This is a genomic window from Rhodococcoides fascians A44A (assembly GCF_000760735.1).
Lineage (GTDB): Bacteria > Actinomycetota > Actinomycetes > Mycobacteriales > Mycobacteriaceae > Rhodococcoides > Rhodococcoides fascians_E.
This window is the reverse complement of the sequence record NZ_JMEX01000008.1, coordinates 1499807-1517491: the sequence shown is the minus strand read 5'-3', so window position 1 is coordinate 1517491 and position 17685 is coordinate 1499807. Positions and strand designations below refer to the sequence as shown.

The following is a 17685-nucleotide window of genomic DNA, read 5'->3' as shown; positions in this document are numbered from 1 at the left end:
CCCCACGTTCGCTCCAGATAGACGGTCCACCCAAGTGACCGAACGTCACGTTCGGTTTCTTTACACCCGCTCCGCAGACCCCTGATTCCTGGAAATGAGCTTCGTCACTTCGGTGATGGAAAGCGCAGTTCGGGAGGGAGGGGGTGTGCGGGGCGGGTTGCGTTGTACCCTAAGATGACTCGTCGTGATCGACGCGCAAACCATGGACAGCCCTGCAGCAACTTCTACCGTCCGTATCGCCCGGTGGACTCCGGGCGGGTGCGTGTGGTGCGGAAGCACCGACTCGATCGAAACTTATCGCAATGAACCGCGTTGTGGCCTGTGCCGTGAAAAAGAAGCCGTCATCGACGAGGCGAAGCACTTCATCGGCATGTATGGTTTGCGCCCACTCGGCGGCACTCTTGCGTCCGACGACGAGGAGGAGCGCGAGTACCGCGTCACTGCTCGTGATGCTCGTGCCGTGTTGAACAGCATTCGTCTCGAGAAGCTGCCGGATCCGGCTGCGGTTCGCAAAGCGTTGCGCCCCAGGGCTGCTGCTGCAGTTGCTGCTCCTCGTCAGGCACCGAGCAGTGCAAGCTCGTCGTCTGCTTCCTCTGCTGCTGCGAGCAAGCCGGCCGCTCCCAAGAAGCAGCAGGCGGGTGTCAGTGGCATCGACATGATCGAGCTCGAGTCGCGGGTGCAGAAGTTGCTCGCTCAGCTCACCGAGGTCGACTCGCAGATCAGCGCGATCGAGGGACAGGAAAGCCTGCCGGCACGCGCGCGCCGCAAGGATCTCGAGAAGCAGCGCACCACGGTGCTCACCACCCTCGGTGCGCTCGAGAAGGCGCGTCGCCGCATCTGACACTCGGCGGTACGTACCCTGGACGGGTGTTCAGGACGCTAGCGCGCTATCAGGTCGCCATCGACGTCGGATTCGCCGCCGTCTTCACGGCCGTGCTGTTTCCGTCCGCCGCCGCAGACAACGGTGCGCTCGCCGTTGTCGTCCTGCTCGGCTACGGCGTCGCACTGGCACTGCGTCGTCTCTCGCCTCCTCTGGCGCTGGCGATCTCCTGGGTCTTCGCCATCGGTCAGATGGCCGGTGGTCTCGGCACACAGGGCGCCAACACTGCAATTCTGTTCGTGCTGTTCGCCACTGCTGCATACGGTTCGGACCGCGTTCGCAAGATCGGTCTCGTGTCCACCGTCGTCGGCGGCATAGTCGCCGCTACCTTTCTCACCCTCGTCGGGGACCCGAACGTCTCACCGGACGGCAGCCGCTCCGTCGGCGACTACGCGCAGCAACTGATCATCCTGCTGGTTGCCTCCTGGGCTGTCCTGGGATTGTCGTGGGCGCTGGGTCGCATCGCGCTGGCGAACCGGATGTCCATCGAGGAGAAGCACCAACGTGCGTTGGCCGAGATCGAACAGGAACGGGCACTGCAGGACATTGCCGTCGAACACGAGCGCAACCGAATCGCCCGCGACATGCACGACATAGTCGCGCACTCGCTCGCCGTCGTCATCGCGCAGGCCGACGGTGCCCGGTACGCACGCAAAGCGGATCCCGAGGCTGTCGACGAGGCCCTCGGCACCATCGCAGGCACCGCTCGCGACGCACTACGCGACGTCCGCGGCGTGCTGGCCCAGTTACGCCACAACACCGACGACGTTCCGGCCACGGAATCGCAGGACCTGTCCACGTTGGTCGACCGGATGCGCGCGGCCGGGCTGCGGATCGACTTCGATTCCACCGGCGACTCCGCGAACCTGGGTGCCGGCGGTCATCTGACGCTCTACCGGATAGCGCAGGAAGCACTGACCAACGCTCTGCGGCACGGGGACTCGTCGCGCCCGGTATCGGTAGCCGTCGAGTCCGGACCCAGCGGCACGACGCTCACCGTGCGCAACTCGGTGCGAAAAGCACCCGAATCCACGGGCGGGCACGGCCTCATCGGTATGCGCGAACGCGCGGTCCTGTCCGGCGGCACCCTGAAGACCAGCCACGATCATGGTGTGTGGACACTCGTCGCGCACATTCCCGGAGCACTCACAGGAACGGAGCCTGCGGAATGAGCCGAATCAGGGTAGCGCTGGTCGACGACCAGCAGCTTTTTCGTGCCGGGATCAGGATGCTGATCTCGTCGCAACCCGATCTCGAGTTCGTCGGTGAGGCCGGCGACGGCAAGGCCGGGGTCGAGTTGGCGGCCGAGGTCTCCCCCGACGTCGTGCTGATGGACATTCGGATGCCGGTTCTCGATGGCATTGCGGCGACAGCGGAGATCGTCGCCGCATCGAGCGAGCCGCCGAGGATCCTCGTGTTGACGACCTTCGATCTCGACGAGAGTGCGGCGAAGGCGATCAAGGCCGGCGCGAGTGGATTCGTTCTCAAGGACGCCGATCCTGAATTCTTGCTCGCGGCGATCCGCACCGTTCATGCCGGTAACTCGGTGATCGCGGCGTCGGCCACGACGGCGTTGCTCGGTCACTTCACCGACACTCCGGCAACTCCACAGGTGCCCAAGGAGTTCGAGCTTCTCACCGCACGTGAACGCGAGCTGTTTCACCTGGCGGCGAGGGGTGCGAGCAACTCCGAGATCGCGGCACAGGAGTTCCTGAGCGAAGCAACCGTCAAGACTCACATCAGCAGAATCTTCACGAAGCTCGGTCTGCGGGATCGGGTCCAGTTGGTCGTGTACGCCTTCGTACACGGTCTGGTGCGGTGAACTCCCCGATGCACCGACCCCAGATCATCCTCTGGATGTACGAAGCAGAGACTGCAGCCTGATTCTTTTCACCCCGGTGGTTCGTAGTTTCTACAGACATGACCACAACACCAGCACCGGTAGCCCGGGTTCACCGGGTCCACAAGAGCTACGGCGACGCAGCCAACCACGTGAACGCGCTCGACGACGTGTCGCTCGACATCCGCTCCGGAGAGTTCACGGCCATCATGGGCCCGTCGGGCTCCGGCAAATCGACCCTCATGCACGTGATGGCAGGCCTCGATTCGGTGACGTCCGGGCAAGTCGTGCTCGCGAACACCGACATCACCGATCTCGGCGACGATGCACTCACCGAGCTTCGCCGACGCCAGATCGGCTTCATCTTCCAAGCCTTCAATCTGGTCCCGACGCTGGACGTCAGATCCAACATTCTGCTTCCGTTCGAGCTCGACGGCCACGCACCGACCGAGATGGAAGCCGCATGGGTGGAACAGCTCATCGCCACACTGGGCCTGAGCGAACGCACGTCCCATCGCCCCCATCAGTTGTCCGGTGGGCAGCAGCAGCGGGTCGCCATCGCACGAGCGCTCGGCTCGCGGCCACACCTGATCTTCGCGGACGAACCGACGGGAAACCTCGATTCCCGCACCGGCCGTGAAGTTCTCGCGCTCCTGGCGGCCGCGGTTCGCGAATACGGGCAGTCGATCGTCATGGTCACGCACGACCCGGTCGCGGCCAGCTACGCAGACCGGATCGTGTTCCTGGCGGACGGGCGAATCGTCGACGAGCGCGGACGTTCGACGCCCGAGCAGATCTCCGGTTACATGCTTGCGATGGAGAAGGTCGCATGAGGGCCGCCACCGCGTCGACACCGCGTCGTGAACACGGAGCGAGCATCCTCGTCACAGCGCTCGCATCGTTCTTCGGTGTGGTGCTGATCCAGGCAACGGCGTTCCTGCTCGACATCTTCGGTACCGACGGACAAGGCGCTGTCGCCGTCGCTCTCTACAGCGTCGCGATGGTGTTCGTACTTCTCGCGCTGTACGTCGCGTCGGTCGTCACCGCGAACACGTTCGGTACGATCGTCGCCGGCCGCACGAAAACCATTGCGCTGCTCCGGCTCCTCGGCGCATCCGGCCGAGAACTGCGTCGATCCGTGTCCCGGGAAGGACTGTCCGTCGGACTGTTCGGTGCCGCAGTGGGCTTGGTGGTGGGTGTCGCCGCCAGTCACCTCGCCCGAGCGATCGCCGTCGGTGCAGGCAAGCTACCCGACGTCGCATACACGACGGTGCAGCCACTCGTCGCGCTGCCGGTCGTCATCGTCGTGGGAACCACGTGGGCCGCGTCGTACATCGGGAGCAAACGCGTCCTCGACGTGACGCCGATTCAGGCGACGGGCGTCGTCGTGACCGCTGCGTCCGAGGATTCGCGGCGGCGAGCCGCACGCACGACGTTGTCGATCGTTCTCATCGCCGGTGGCGCAGTGCTGTTGGGACTCGGGGTGCTCGTCGGCACGGTGACCCCTGCCGGTGTGCTCATCGCCTTCTTCGGCGGCGCCGCGTCGTTCACCGGCATCATGGTCGGCGCACACAGAATCGTGCCGTGGGTCCTGCGAGTAGTCGGCAGGCTCTTCGGCAGCACGCCGTCGGCGCGCCTGGCCGCAGCGAACGCAACGCGGTACCCGGAGCGTGCCACGCGCACAGCGCTGGGTCTGCTGATCGGCGTCACGCTGGTGGTGACGTTCGCCGTGGCGATGTACAGCTACCGAACGATGCTGCAACACGAGTTCAGCGAAGAATCGCTCGATCAGGTGCTGACGGTGACCGTCGGGATCATGACCGGACTGATCGGCTTCTCGGGTGTCATCGCGGCCGTCGGGATGGTCAACAACCTCTCGCTCAGCGTCATGCAGCGCACCCGCGAACTCGGCCTGTTGCGCGCTCTCGGCTTCACCCGCAAGCAGGTCCGTGGAATGATCGTGTCCGAGAGCGCGCAGATGGTGATCGCGTCGATGGGTTTCGGCCTTCTCCTCGGCATCGTCTACGGATGGGCGGCCGCGCAATCGCTGCTCGGTTCCATCGCGCAATCGGGCATCGGCCTGCCGACGCTGCCATGGGCGCTCATCGCCGGAACCGTCCTGTCGGCTGCGGTGCTGGCGTTGGTGGCCTCGCTCATGCCGTCGCGCCGAGCGAACTCCATCTCACCGGTCGTCGCGCTGTCCGAGTGATGTCCGACTGGCGAGGATGAGGGCGAACCTGCTCTCCGGATCGGTCCAGAACTCGTCGACGCGGAACCCCGCGTCGACGAGTTCTGCTTCTATCCCCTCTTTCCTGAACTTGGCCGAGATCTCCGTGCGTAACTCCTCGCCCTCGTCGAAGTGGACGTCGAGGTCGAGATCCTCGATTCGGATGTCCTGCGCCGTGCGAGCCCGCAAACGCATCTCGATCCACTCGGCGTCCGAATTCCACAGCGCCACATGTTCGAACTGGCCTGGATCGAAGTTCGCGTTCAAACGCTCGTTCAACACCGACAGAACGTTCGCGTTGAACTGCGCCGTGACACCGGCCGCGTCGTCGTACGCCGGGACGACCACACTCTCCTCGACTACCAATCCCACTCCCAGCAGCAGGAATTCACCGGCGATCAGGGCCTGGGCGATGTCGGCGAGGAAGAGCGCACGCTCCTCGGGAATGAGATTGCCCAGAGTGCCGCCCAGGAACGCGATGGTTCGGCTGCCGTCGGCAGGAAGATTCTGCAGGGTATCGGTGAAATCGCTGACGATCCCCTGGATCTCGAGCCCGGGATGCTCGCGGGCGATCACCTCGATCGCCCCCTCCAGTGCCGTCGGCGACACGTCCTGGGGTACGTACTTGCGCAGCGACCCGTGCTTGATGCCCGCATTCAGCAGCAGTCGTGTCTTCTCCGAGGACCCCGAACCCAACTCCACCAGTATCGCGGCGTCCGTCCGCTCGGCGACGTCGTAGGCGTGTGCCTCGATCAGTGCACGCTCGGTGCGCGTCGGGTAGTACTCCGGCAGTTCGGTGATCTGCTCGAACAACTCGCTCCCACGCGCGTCGTAGAACCATTTGGGGGAAATCCATTTCGGCGCCGCCGTCATACCCAACCGCACATCGGAGCGAAGATCGTCGAGCAGCCTTTCGGGTGAGATGTGCACGTCCAGAGCGATATCAGCCATATGCTTTCCCCTCAATCGAGATCTGTGACGTCGACATGCCCCGGTCGGGCGACGACGAAAGTTCGGTCCGCAAGCGACATCCACCGGGAGTCCCCGTCGGTGGGCTCGGATGCCACGGTGACGGAGTCCCCCGTGTCCAGTACGGAGAGCGAGTGGTACACCGCGCTCGCGTACAACGTGTGACCGTCGCTCAGCAGGAGATTCAGACGCGGAGCGGGCGACGACTGTTCCACGCGGGAGATCAACACCCGCAACGCTTTCTCCGGATCGTGCTGCCGCAGCAGGTTCCGGAGAATCACCCACAGAGCCGCAGAATCCGTCGGTGCCGGCAGTGCCAGCAACTCGGTCGGCGGCACCTCCGACGCCAGTTCGGCCAACGCGTCGGGCCACCCGAACACGACACCGTTGTGGCTGAACGCCCACGTCCCGTCCGTGAACGGGGCGCAGGCACTCCGCTCGACCGGCATCCCGACGGTTGCAGACCGAACGGCTCCGAGCACGGCCGTCGACGACGTCGCACCGAGTACGTCGGCGACCGCCGGGTCCGACCAGATCGGCATCGCATTGCGGTAGCTGCGGGCACCGTCGTCGTCCCACCACGCCGCGCCGAATCCGTCGGCGTTGATCGTGCCGCCGCCCCGCATGTCCTTCGGCGCCCAGGACTGCACGAACAACGAGTTCTCGCCGGCGGTGAGAACGTCGGCGACCGACCGTCTCGGTCCGAGATAGCCCAGGTGCCTACACATCTCGGGCACACCGGAAGCCGGCGAAGATCTGCCTCCGGATCGGGTGGTCCCAGTTGCGGAACGTGCCGCGGCACGCGACCTCGTCCGTCCCGAACGATCCGCCGCGCAGGACCTTGTAATCACCGCGCAGAAACACCTCGGAGTACTCGGCGTACGGGAACGGCTCGAAGCCCGGGTAGGGCTCGAAATCCGACGACGTCCACTCCCACACGTCACCCATCAGCTGCTGCACTCCGAGCGGCGACGCCCCGGCCGGGTAGGCGCCGACGTCGGCGGGTTCGAGGTGCCGCTGACCGAGATTGGCGTGCACCTCGGTCGGTTCGGCATCTCCCCACGGGTACTTGCGTACCGTCGCGGTCGCTGGATCGAAACGGGCAGCCTTCTCCCACTCCGCTTCGGTCGGCAGCCTTTTGCCTGCCCACCGCGCGTACGCCTCGGCTTCGAAGAAACAGACGTGTACGACGGGCTGGTCGGGCTTGATCAGTGCCGTCACCCCGAATGCCCGACGCCACCAGCTGCCGTCGGCGTCGCGTTCCCAGAACTGTGGGGAGACGAGCCCTTCGGCGGTTCGGTGTGCCCAGCCGCGTTCGCTCCACAGTTCCGGACGCGAGTATCCGCCGTCGGCGATGAATTCCTCGTACTGACGATTGGTCACGGGCGCGACGTCGAGGGCGAACGTGGCGACGTACGTCGAATGTGCGGGTCGTTCGTTGTCGAGTGCCCACGGGTCGAGCGTGGTGCCCATGGTGAAGACACCACCGTCGACGATCACTTCTCCGGCCGCCGAGATCTGCGCTGCGGGAGGAGGCGGCGCGTGGAGAACCGCTGGACCGGTACGTAATTGGTGGGTCGCGAGCATCGTCTCGTCGTGCTGCTGCTCGTGCTGGGCCACCATGCCGAAGGCGAAGCCATCGCGTTCGAGCCTGCGCCCGTCCAGCGGACTGGCGGAGAGCACGTCCCACACCTTGTCGCGGACGGACCCGACGTACGCGCGCGCCTCGTCCGGTGTCAGCAGCGGTAGTGACGGACGGCTGGACCGGGAGTGCTTGAAAGCGTCGTACAGTTCGTCGATGTCGGACCGTACCGGTTCGCGCCCGCCGACGTCGCGGACAAGCCAGAGTTCTTCCTGGTTGCCGATGTGCGCGAGGTCCCAGACGAGCGGGCTCATCAGCGGCGAATGCTGCGCGGTGAGGTCCGCGTCGTCTACTGCGTCGGTGAGGGCCGAGCTGCGGGCACGACTGCGGGCGAGTACCCGCTCGACGGTGCTGCGCAGTTCTTCGGTGCTCGTCATGCCGATTCCTTTCCGGTGGAATGCTGTGCGGTAGGTGCCGATGCGAGACGACATCGCTCGGCGGTGTCCAGCAACAGCGTTCGATGGTCCGACGAGTTGTCGGCAGCCAAGTGCAGCAACGCTTCTGCGGCACGACGAAGATCGGAATCGGCGAGACCGTCGCGGGCAGCGTCGACCCACCGGCCGGCAGTCTCCGCCGCGATCTGCGTTGCGCGCTCGATCACGTCGGGCCCGGACAGCAATGCGTCGAACAGGGCTGCGGGAACGACCCACTGGCCGTCGGGCTGTGCGTCGAGGTAGCGGATCTCGAAGTGCCCACACGCGCGAACGTGCGGAAACAACGTCGTGAGGTGGTAATCCAGATCATCGGTGGTCGGTGGTCGCCCGACACGGCCGTGGTCGGCAATCCAGTCGGCGAACGTCGTTCCCGGTGGAGCCGTCCAGTTCTCGCTCTCGCCCCTGATGCACAGCAGCGGGACGTCGAGCGCCCAGGCCGAATAGTCCGCGATCGGATCGCCCGTGTTGGGCACTTCGGTTCTGCTGCCGTCCAATTCGAGCCACGTCCGCATCCGCTGAGACGCCCAGCTCCCCTCCGGTGCACCGCGTAGCGTCGGCGAGCACGCGAAGGCGGCGACGAGTGCGGGCCCGACGGCCTCCAACATGGTCCACCGGCGCGCCACGTCCTCGCGGTCCCGCCCGGCGTCGACGCTCACCTGAACGGCGGCCGTGTTGCACATCATCAGTTTGCCGAAGGGGCCGATGGTCGTGAACCTGTCCTCCATCGCGCAGTATCGAGGGAGAACGAGCAGACGCTGCGGTTCCCGGTCGCGATCTGCGGGAACGGACGTCATACCGATCCGTGCGGTGTTCAGCATCGACTCGAGAAGACGGGAGTCCGCGTCGACCGATCGAGCGAGCTCCCGCACCGACGGGAACGGCGAACTGGACAGTTCCACCTGGCCACCCGGCTCGATGGTCACGACGCTCCCGCCGGGGAGCGGACGGGCAGGCGAGATGGAGGAAATGTTTCGCGGGGCGTACTGCCCGAGGGCAGCCGCCAGAGAGTCCAACGCGGGCCTCGCCCCGTCCGGCGTGTGTGTCAACCACTCCAATTCGGCACCGATGAGTCGAGGTGGACCGAGCTTGAAGCACACACGTTCGACGTAGGCCGCTGCGGCAGGCCGCGAGCTCAGCCCCCGGGACTTGACCGTGGACGTCATCGCCATCTCCTCACGTTCGTCCCGACTAGCTGAGTTGCCACGACTACCCGAGGCTGTTCCGCTCGAAACCGAGCACATGTGAAAGCCTTGCAGGAGTGAAGCCTGCGGATCGACCCGTCGGGCTCCGCTTACGACAGTAACCACGACTCCCCAGCAGTGCACCAGGAAGGCGTCGACATGTTCGATCTCGATCGGATCCGCCGGGACACACCGGCCGCGGTCTCCTCGATTTTCCTCGACAGCGCGGGATCGTCACTGCCGCCCGACCCCGTCGTCGACGCCGCCGTCGCACATCTTCGTCGCGAAGCGGCGGTCGGTGGATACCGCGCAGCGAACGAACGGATGGCCGATCTCGCGGCAGTCAAAACCTCCATTGCCAGGTTGATCGGCGCGACGCCGTCGGGCATTGCTCTGAGCGACAGCGCAACTCGATCGTGGAGCGACTTCTTCTACTCCATCCCGCTGACTCACGGTGATCGGATACTGCTCTGCCAGGTCGAATACGCGTCCAACGCGATCGCTGCCCTGCAGCGCGCCGCCGCGACGGGCGCAACCGTGGAGTTCGTACCGAGCGACCCCTCGGGCCAGATCGACCTCGCCGCACTCGAGGACATGCTCGACGAACGCGTCCGAATTGTCTCACTTGTCCACGCGCCCACCAACGGTGGACTGATCAATCCCGCACGAGAGGTCTCCGAACTCGCCCACCGAGTCGGCGCACTCGTACTGCTCGACGCATGCCAATCAATCGGACAGGTGCGCGTCGACGTCGGCGAACTCGGGGTGGACGCACTCAGCGCGACGGGCCGAAAGTGGTTGCGCGGGCCCCGCGGAACGGGATTCCTCTACGTCCGCCCAGGTCTCGCCGACACGCTCGAGCCACCGGCACTCGACCTGCACAGTGCGCAATGGAGCGGCGAACGTGAGTACCAACTCGCGGCCGACGCCTCGCGGTTCGAATTCTGGGAATGCTCCGTCGCGTCCCGACTCGGGCTCGGCGTGGCCGTCGACTACCTGCTGGACATCGGAATCGATGCCGTCCAGGACGCCGTCAGCGCCCGCGCCGAACACCTACGCGCCGGCCTTCGCACCGTCGCAGGCGTCACCGTCCACGACCTCGGTGACCGGCGCAGCGGCATCGTGTCCTTCACCGTCGACGGCAGGAATCCCACCGACGTGCGCGACGAGTTGGCCGCGAAGGGCATCACCGTGACGGTCAGCCATCGACGTTCGACACTCGTGGACATGAGCTCGAGAGGGTTGGACTCGGTGATTCGCGCATCTCCGCACTACTTCGTGACGTTCGATCAACTCGACGAGCTGGTCGCCTCCATGCACACAGGGCGAGGGCACTGATCGCCGTCCCGGCCACAGCCGTCCAGGTGATGGGGTCGCCGAACATCAGCAGAGCCCACACCATCGTCGTCGCCGGTGTGAGGTAGAGCAGCGCGCTGACACGGGTGGCCCCACTGCGGCGCAGGACGAACATGTAGGTGCCGTATGCGCCGAAGGTCGACAGCACGACCAACCACGCGACCGCGCCCCAGAAGCCGACCGTGACGGGCGGCGTTGCGTCGCCGAGAACCGCGCTCCATCCCATGAAGAGTCCGGCCGCGACGCACGCCTGGATCAGCATCGCGAGCGGAATCGGTTCCGTCGTGCGCAGCTTGCGTTCGACAACGGTGCCGACGGCCAGCGACACCATGCCCGCCAGCGGCAGCAAGTACACGAACCAGGGCGCACCCTCACCGCCGAGGTCACCGGCGACCACGACGACGACTCCACCGAATCCCACGGTCAGAGACACGAACTTGCCGACGCCGAAACCCTCGCCCAACAGACGTGCAGCCAGGCCCGCCACGACCAGGGGCTGCATGGCCGCGATCAGCGCCGCCGTACCCGCCGGAACACCGAGCCCGACGCCCCCGAACACGCACGCAAGGTAGAGGAACTGGCTGAAGAAGCCGAGCACACTCTGCCGGCGAACCCCCGCCCACGTCGTGCGGAGCCCTCGATACCAGCACCAGGCACCGAGGATGGCGACAGCAACGAGGTACCGCCATCCCAGCAGTGTGTGTGCGGGCGCGTGGGCGGTGCCGAGGTCCGCGCCGATGAATCCGGAACTCCACAGAATCACCAGAGCGGTGGCCGCTAGTTTGTCCATACCGACGAGGTAACCATACAGGTCTGTATACTTGCAGTGGACCTGTGATCGGAGACACCCATGACCAAGGCTTTGACACCCGCGGGCGAGCGCATCCTCACCGTCGCCAGCGCGTTGTTCTACGAACGCGGCATCCGGGCCGTCGGCGTCGACCTCATCGCCGACGAAGCCGGGACGACGAAGAAGACGCTCTACGACCGGTTCGGCTCCAAGGACGGACTGGTGATGCGGTACCTCGAGCGACGCTTCGAGAGGTGGCGCGAGTTCGTCCTCGCCTACCTCGAAGCGATCCCCACCGGCCCCGAACGCGTCCTGAGCATCTACGACGCGCTGGCCTCCTGGATGCGCGACAACCACCGCGGCTGCGGGTTCGTCAACGCCTTCGCCGAATACGGCGGGACCGACCACCCGGCCCTGGACGTCATCCGATCCGAGAAGGACTGGACGCGAGCACTGTTCGTCCAGCTCGCCGAGGACGCAGACCTGCCTGCGCCCGACGAGCTCGGCCTGAAACTGTCCCTGATCCACGAAGGCGCCGTCGTGATGAGCACCGCGGGAGCTCGCGCCGACGCCGTCGACGTCGCCCGATCCATCGCCTCCACCCTTGTGAATGGAATCGTGAGTGGAGCCTTGCAGTCCGGTCGCTCCGCACGCTCCGCTCCTTCCCCCAGGTCTACGTTTCCACTCACGTGAGGGGGTCGTGTAGAGTCTCCCGGGTTGTCTCGGCGAGGGTAGCTCCGCACAGGAACTACCGTGATCGACGCGGCTCGGCTCCTCGGCCGTGCTCGTTCGTGTCTGCCCCGACGAAGCACTTGCCCACACCGTGATCTCAAGGAGCTGTTCTCTGATGTCGAACGAAGTAAACAACCTCAAGGCTGCTGTACGCACCGAGTTCGGCAAGGGCGCTGCACGCCGCGCACGCCGCGACGGCCTGGTCCCCGCTGTTCTGTACGGACACGGCACCGACCCGCAGCACCTCGCCCTCGACACCCGCGCATTCGCCGCAGTCCTGCGTAAGGACGGCACCAACGCTGTTCTGACCCTCGACATCGACGGCAAGGAGCAGGTCGCCCTGACCAAGTCCGTCGTCGTTCACCCGATCAAGCGCAGCATCGAGCACGCCGACCTCCTCGTCCTGCGCAAGGGCGAGCGCGTCACCGTCGAGATCAACGTCGTCGTCGAGGGTGACGCAGCCCCCGGCACCTTGGTCACCACCGACTCGACCGTCGTCGAGATCGAGGCCGACGCACTGTCCATCCCCGAGTCCGTCGAGGTCTCGGTCGAGGGCGTCGAGGCAGGCACCCAGATCCTCGCAGGCGGCCTGACCCTTCCGGCCGGCGTCACCCTGATCTCCGACCCCGAGCTCCTGCTCGTCAACGTCGTCGAGGCCCCGACCGAGGAAGACCTCGAAGCCGAGGGCGAAGAAGCTCCGACCGGCGACGTCGTCGACGAAGAAGAGGCATCCGAGGAAAGCTCCGACGAGAGCTGATCTCAGCCCCGCATCACGAAACGCGCCGCTCCCCTCGTCGGGAGCGGCGCGTTCTCGTTTCACCCTTCTCGATGGGAGCATGATCAACCGTGACTGCAGATACGGCCCTGATCGTCGGCCTGGGTAACCCCGGCGCACAGTACGAAACGACCCGCCACAACGTCGGATTCATGGTCGCCGACGCGCTCGCAGCCCGGATCGGTGCGAAGTTCTCCTCGCACAAGAAGTCGAACTCCGACATCGTCCAAGCACGCCTCGCGGACCGCTCGGTGATCGTCGCCAAACCCCGCACCTTCATGAACCTCTCCGGCCAACCCGTCGCAGGCCTGGCACGATTCTTCTCCGTCGAGCCGTCGAACATCGTCGTCGTCCACGACGAACTCGACATCGACTTCGGTGCCATCCGCCTCAAACTCGGCGGCGGCGAAGGCGGCCACAACGGGCTTCGCTCCATCTCTCAGCACCTGAGCACCAAGGACTACCTGCGTGTGCGCGTCGGCGTCGGGCGTCCTCCCGGCCGAATGGACCCGGCCTCGTACGTCCTCAAACCCTTCTCCTCGGCCGAACGCAAGGACCTCGGTGTCATCGTGGAAGAGGCCGCCGACGCCGCCGAACTACTCCTGCGCGTCGGCCTCGAAGCAGCGCAGAACCAGGTTCATCCGAGGTAGCTGGCACCGTTTTTGCCGAGCTGGCACGCGTGCTCTCGCACTGGAAGGCGTGCGAAGTCTGCAAAAAGGGTGCTGACTCGGTCCCACTCAGCCCAGCAAACCCGCCGAGTTGGATCGACGGAGTTTGCCGGAGGACGTCTTGGGAATCGATCCGGGACCGAGGACGGCAACGGTTCTGGGCCGTACTCCTACTTCCGAGTGCACGGCGTGAACGACGTCGTGTTCGATTCGCTTCACCTCGTCGGGATTCTGGAAGTCGTTGGTCTCCACGGCAACGGCGAAGCTCTCCCGCTTGTCGCCCGCGTCGAGCCTGATCGCGACGGCGTTACCCGGTCGCACCCCGGGTACCGAGCCTGCTGCACGTTCGATGTCGGTCGGGTAGATGTTGCGGCCGCCCATGATGATGACGTCCTTGACGCGGCCGCAGACGACGACCAGTCCTTCTTCGGTGAAGTAGCCGACATCGCCGGTGTCGAGCCACCCGTCCTCGTCCTGTGTGGCGACGGGTCCGTCGACGGTGATGTACCCCGGTGTGACGGCTTTGCCGCGCACTTCGATGATGCCGACGCCGCGCGGAGTGAGGACCTGGCCTTCTTTGTCCACGACACGGCCTTCGAGGTTCGGCACCATCTTGCCGAGTGTCGCGAGGCGTCGCAGATTGCCCTTGGTCGACGGGACGGCTCGGCCCATCGCCTCGAGCAGATCGGCGTCGACGACGTCGAGGACTTGTCCTTGGCCCGGGTCGGGGATGGACACGGCGAGTGTGGTTTCGGCCATGCCGTACACGGGCGCGAGTGCGAGGGGATCGAGGTTGTACGGCGCCCCGGCCTCGGCCAGCGCCGCCATCGTGTCCGGGTCCACGGGCTCGGCGCCGTTCCACGCGTAGCGGAGCGAACTCAGGTCGAGATCGAGATCGTCCTCGGCTTGCGACAGTCTCCTCGCGAGCAGCGAGTACGCGAAATTGGGTGCTGCGGTGACGGTTCCGCCGTACTTGTGGATCAGCTTGGCCCACAGGAGCGGTGACCGGAGGAAATCCAGCGGCGTGATGCTGACGACCTCGGCACCCACCTGCATCGGCACCGTCAGGAACCCGACCATGCCCATGTCGTGGAACAGAGGCAGCCAACTGACCATCACGTCGGAGTCGACGTCGAACTTGATGCGGTCGATCATGGCGTACGCGTTGACGTAGAAGTTCTCGTGCGTGATGCGCACGGCCTTCGGTGAACCGGTGGATCCGGACGTCAACTGCTGCAGTGCGATGTCCGACTCGTCGGTGTCGACGGGATCGCAGTCCCGGCCCGCCCGCATGTCGTCGATCTTCAGCACGGTGATGCCGCGTTCTTCGAGAATGGGCGCCGCGATGTCGAACGGGGCGCCCAGGATGACAGCCTTCGCGTCGATCATCTTCACGACCGTCTCGGTGTCGGTGCCCCACACCCCGAGGTCGGTACGCGGTGTCGGCTGGTGCAGCATCGTCACCGATCCGCCTCGCATCCACGTCGCCTGGCACGCAGGCGCGATGTCGACCGGTTGGCCGGCGAGGACACCGATGGCGTCGCCGCGTTCGATGCCTGCGTCGGCGAGTGCGCCCGCCATCGATCGCGCCACCTGGTGAATCTCGCCCCAGGACTGCCTCAGCGCCTGATCCGGCTCACCGGTGACGAGCCCCCGCTCGCTCGTGCGCGCCGTCGAGAACATCTCCTCGGTGAATCTGCTCAAAACTCATCTCCTGTGCCGACGGTCCGACCTGTACCCACGCTATTGAAATTCGCAGGCCCGCGGAGCCGTTACCCGAGAAAACGTACGAACGACCACGAGTACCCTGGTACCGGCAACACCGCCCCCGTGAATAGAAGAGGTTCGCTTGAGTACGCCGGATTCGGTCGAGACCAACACTGCGCCCACCGAGTCGGCCCCCAAGAACGCTCACAAGGAACTTCCCGCCGAGGTGTCCAGGCGCCGGACGTTCGCCGTCATCTCCCATCCCGACGCCGGTAAGTCGACGCTCACCGAGGCTCTGGCGCTGCACGCTCGTGTCATTTCCGAGGCAGGCGCGATCCACGGCAAGGCAGGCAGGCGCTCCACCGTCTCCGACTGGATGGAGATGGAGAAGGCGCGAGGCATCTCGGTCAGTTCGACGGCCTTGCAGTTCAACTACCAGGTCGACGCCGCCGTCGACGACACCAACGTCATCAACCTCGTGGACACCCCTGGTCACGCCGACTTCTCCGAGGACACCTACCGCGTCCTGACGGCCGTCGACGCCGCGGTCATGCTCATCGACGCTGCCAAAGGCCTCGAACCGCAGACCCTCAAGCTCTTCCAGGTGTGCCGACAGTTCGGTATCCCGGTCATCACCGTCATCAACAAGTGGGACCGCCCCGGCCAGTCGCCGTTGGAACTTCTCGACGAGATCGAGCAGCGGATCGGCCTGACGCCGACGCCCCTGTACTGGCCCGTCGGTATCGCGGGCGACTTCCGCGGTCTGCTCGACGTCCGCGCAGGCAACTACATCCGGTTCACCCGAACCGCGGGCGGCGCGACCATCGCCCCCGAGGAATTGCTCGACGCCGACGCCGCGGCCGCCCGCGAGGGTGACGAATGGGAGACGGCTCTCGAGGAGAGCGAGTTGCTGGTCTCGAGCGGGCAAGCGCACGACCAGGAGCTGTTCCTGGCGGGGCAGACGTCGCCGGTCATCTTCGGTTCCGCGATGCTGAACTTCGGTGTCCGCCAGATCCTCGACACACTGGTCGCCCTCGCGCCCGCACCCGGCCCGCGCGACGACGTCAAGGGCGGTGTCCGAGACGTCACCGATCCCTTCAGTGCCGTCGTCTTCAAGGTCCAGGCCGGAATGGACACCGCGCACCGCGACCGGTTGGCGTTCATGCGCGTCGTGTCCGGCGTGTTCGAGCGCGGCATGGTGGTCACCCACGCACAGACCGGCAAACCGTTCACGACGAAGTACGCACTGACGGTGTTCGGCCGCGAACGCACCACCGTGGAGAACGCCTACCCCGGCGACGTCGTCGGCTTGGTCAACGCCACCGCGCTGGCACCGGGTCACACCCTGTTCACCGACAAGAAGGTGGAGTTTCCGCCGATCCCGTCCTTCGCGCCCGAACACTTCGCTGCCCTGCGGGTCGACAGCGCGGACAAGTACAAGAAGTTCCGTCGCGCCGTGGAACAGATGGACTCCGAAGGCGTGGTTCAGGTGTTGCGCAACGATATTCGCGGCGACGCCTCCCCTGTCCTCGCCGCCGTCGGGCCGATGCAGTTCGAGGTGGTCACCGCCCGCATGAAGTCCGAGTTCGGCGTCGACGCCCGGCTCGAACCGCTCGGCTACTCCGTCGCACGCCGCACCGACACCGAATCCGCCGTCGAACTCGGCCGCCAGCGCGGCGTCGAGGTCTTCACTCGCACCGACGGCGCGTTGCTGGCACTCGTCAGCGACAAGTGGCGTCTGCAGTACCTCGAGAAGGAAATGCCCGAACTGACGCTGGAGCCTCTCGTCGCCGCGGGCGAATAGTGCTCCTCGGGCTGCTCGACGCGCAGGTCTCCATCGCGGGACACCCCATCCTGTGGCGCGAGATCGTCGGCAACGGCTTCGGCCTGGCGTCGGCGATCGGGGGAATGCGGCGAGTGGTGTGGGCGTGGCCGGTGGGGATCATCGGCAACGCCTTGCTGTTCACCGTGTTCCTCGGCGGCGCCTTTCACACGCCGCAGGCATTGGATCTGTACGGGCAAGCCGGGCGCCAGTTGCTGTTCATCGCGGTCAGCGTCTACGGCTGGTCGCAGTGGCTGCGCACCTCGCGGGCCCGCAAGACGGCGGTGTTGCCGCGGTGGGCGTCGACGAAGGAACGCATCGCGATGATCGCGGTGATGGTCGTCGGCACCGCTGCCTTCGCCCAGCTGTTCGGGTACCTCGGGTCCTACGGCAAATGGGCCGACGCGTGGATCTTCACCGGATCCTTGCTCGCGACGTTCGGCATGGCACGGGGAATCACCGAATTCTGGCTGATCTGGATCGGCGTCGACGTGGTGGGTGTGCCGCTGCTGTTCCGTGCCGGTTTCTACCCGTCCGCATTTCTGTATCTTGTGTACGCAGCCTTTGTGGCCTGGGGTTTCGTGGTGTGGCTGCGCATTCAGAAGGCGAACGGTACTTCGAAAATCTCCGCTTAAACGGGTGAAGTGTTATTCTTCGGTGGT

The 17685-nt window shown here is 65.6% G+C and carries 16 protein-coding genes and 1 pseudogene; 11 read left to right on the top strand and 6 right to left on the bottom strand.

Going from position 1 to position 17685, the window contains the following annotated elements:
* Positions 1-262 precede the first annotated feature (262 nt).
* The 5 genes from BH95_RS19450 (at position 263) to BH95_RS19430 (ending at position 4929) form a co-directional block, all read left to right on the top strand.
* Positions 263-841: a hypothetical protein gene (locus BH95_RS19450; RefSeq protein WP_037161441.1), complete on the top strand. Its 579-nt coding sequence runs from the start codon at positions 263-265 to the stop codon at positions 839-841.
* Positions 842-867: 26 nt separating this feature from the next.
* Positions 868-2052: a sensor histidine kinase gene (locus BH95_RS19445; protein ID WP_037183580.1), complete on the top strand. Its 1185-nt coding sequence runs from the start codon at positions 868-870 to the stop codon at positions 2050-2052.
* Positions 2049-2702 carry a response regulator gene (locus BH95_RS19440; RefSeq protein ID WP_037183578.1) on the top strand — a complete coding sequence of 218 codons (654 nt, stop codon included), beginning with the start codon at positions 2049-2051 and terminating at the stop codon, positions 2700-2702. Before BH95_RS19445 ends, BH95_RS19440 begins: the two co-directional genes overlap by 4 nt.
* 98 nt (positions 2703-2800) lie before the next feature.
* On the top strand, positions 2801-3553 hold the full coding sequence (locus BH95_RS19435) for an ABC transporter ATP-binding protein (protein WP_019664558.1): 753 nt from the start codon (positions 2801-2803) through the stop codon (positions 3551-3553).
* Positions 3550-4929, top strand: a complete 1380-nt coding sequence (locus tag BH95_RS19430; RefSeq protein WP_020111378.1) for an ABC transporter permease — start codon at positions 3550-3552, stop codon at positions 4927-4929. The genes BH95_RS19435 and BH95_RS19430 overlap by 4 nt, the downstream gene beginning before the upstream one ends.
* Here BH95_RS19430 and egtD read toward each other — a convergent pair.
* From egtD to egtA, 4 genes are read right to left on the bottom strand one after another with little or no spacing between them, the layout of a single operon-like run.
* Positions 4903-5898 carry an L-histidine N(alpha)-methyltransferase gene (egtD, locus tag BH95_RS19425; protein ID WP_020111379.1) on the bottom strand — a complete coding sequence of 332 codons (996 nt, stop codon included), beginning with the start codon at positions 5896-5898 and terminating at the stop codon, positions 4903-4905. The genes BH95_RS19430 and egtD overlap by 27 nt on opposite strands.
* An 11-nt stretch (positions 5899-5909) precedes the next feature.
* The gene (egtC, locus tag BH95_RS19420) at positions 5910-6644 is read right to left on the bottom strand and encodes an ergothioneine biosynthesis protein EgtC (RefSeq protein WP_037185234.1); all 735 of its coding nucleotides are present in this window, start codon (positions 6642-6644) and stop codon (positions 5910-5912) included.
* Positions 6637-7935, bottom strand: a complete 1299-nt coding sequence (egtB, locus tag BH95_RS19415; protein WP_208601182.1) for an ergothioneine biosynthesis protein EgtB — start codon at positions 7933-7935, stop codon at positions 6637-6639. The genes egtC and egtB overlap by 8 nt, the downstream gene beginning before the upstream one ends.
* A complete protein-coding gene (gene egtA / locus BH95_RS19410; protein ID WP_037161459.1) occupies positions 7932-9161 on the bottom strand; it encodes an ergothioneine biosynthesis glutamate--cysteine ligase EgtA in 1230 nt (409 codons plus the stop codon). Before egtA ends, egtB begins: the two co-directional genes overlap by 4 nt.
* 171 nt (positions 9162-9332) lie before the next feature.
* Between egtA and BH95_RS19405 the strand changes: the two genes are divergently transcribed.
* Positions 9333-10511 carry an aminotransferase class V-fold PLP-dependent enzyme gene (locus BH95_RS19405; protein ID WP_033190831.1) on the top strand — a complete coding sequence of 393 codons (1179 nt, stop codon included), beginning with the start codon at positions 9333-9335 and terminating at the stop codon, positions 10509-10511.
* 43 nt (positions 10512-10554) lie between these two features.
* Here BH95_RS19405 and BH95_RS28335 read toward each other — a convergent pair.
* Positions 10555-11319 (bottom strand): annotated as a pseudogene (locus BH95_RS28335) (DMT family transporter); the annotation flags it as partial.
* Positions 11320-11379: 60 nt separating this feature from the next.
* On the opposite strand from BH95_RS28335, the gene BH95_RS19400 reads away from it, so the two are divergent.
* From BH95_RS19400 to pth, 3 genes are all read left to right on the top strand, one after another.
* Positions 11380-12012: a TetR/AcrR family transcriptional regulator gene (locus BH95_RS19400; protein ID WP_037183574.1), complete on the top strand. Its 633-nt coding sequence runs from the start codon at positions 11380-11382 to the stop codon at positions 12010-12012.
* A gap of 154 nt (positions 12013-12166) precedes the next feature.
* Positions 12167-12808, top strand: coding sequence for a 50S ribosomal protein L25/general stress protein Ctc (locus tag BH95_RS19395; protein WP_170945143.1), 642 nt, complete (start codon positions 12167-12169; stop codon positions 12806-12808).
* Between the two features lie 89 nt (positions 12809-12897).
* Positions 12898-13476 (top strand): aminoacyl-tRNA hydrolase, encoded by a 579-nt coding sequence (gene pth / locus BH95_RS19390; RefSeq protein ID WP_019664548.1) that lies wholly within the window; start codon positions 12898-12900, stop codon positions 13474-13476.
* 87 nt (positions 13477-13563) lie between these two features.
* Here pth and BH95_RS19385 read toward each other — a convergent pair whose 3' ends face one another.
* Positions 13564-15198: a fatty acyl-AMP ligase gene (locus tag BH95_RS19385; RefSeq protein ID WP_037161465.1), complete on the bottom strand. Its 1635-nt coding sequence runs from the start codon at positions 15196-15198 to the stop codon at positions 13564-13566.
* A 145-nt stretch (positions 15199-15343) separates the two neighbouring features.
* Here BH95_RS19385 and BH95_RS19380 point away from each other — a divergent pair, with 145 nt between their 5' ends.
* Both BH95_RS19380 and pnuC read left to right on the top strand, forming a co-directional pair.
* Positions 15344-17005: a peptide chain release factor 3 gene (locus BH95_RS19380; protein ID WP_020111386.1), complete on the top strand. Its 1662-nt coding sequence runs from the start codon at positions 15344-15346 to the stop codon at positions 17003-17005.
* Positions 17005-17658 carry a nicotinamide riboside transporter PnuC gene (gene pnuC / locus BH95_RS19375; RefSeq protein ID WP_033190772.1) on the top strand — a complete coding sequence of 218 codons (654 nt, stop codon included), beginning with the start codon at positions 17005-17007 and terminating at the stop codon, positions 17656-17658. Before BH95_RS19380 ends, pnuC begins: the two co-directional genes overlap by 1 nt.
* The last annotated feature ends 27 nt before the right edge of the window (positions 17659-17685 follow it).